Raw genomic sequence first — 215 nt, 5'->3', positions numbered from 1 at the left:
AGATGTGGAAGTGGAGCAATCCATGCAGCTGACTGGTACTAATAGGCCGAGGACTTGACTTAAATACCTCGTTTGCACAAGTGCAAACATCAATAAACCTAATGCGCAAATGCTTTTCTTCTGTGAAGTTTTTAGGGAATATTCCTCGATAGCTCAGTTGGTAGAGCAATCGGCTGTTAACCGATCGGTCGTAGGTTCGAGTCCTACTCGAGGAG

At 45.1% G+C, this 215-nt stretch carries 1 tRNA gene; it reads left to right on the top strand.

Features of this window, described 5'->3' with window-relative positions:
* Positions 1-142 precede the first annotated feature (142 nt).
* Positions 143-215, top strand: a tRNA-Asn gene (locus GT1_RS22055).

The sequence above is a fragment of the Sporomusa sp. GT1 genome, from assembly GCF_014634905.1.
GTDB lineage: Bacteria > Bacillota > Negativicutes > Sporomusales > Sporomusaceae > Sporomusa > Sporomusa sphaeroides.
Note: the sequence above shows the minus strand (reverse complement) of the source record. Positions and strands in the feature narration are given on the sequence as shown.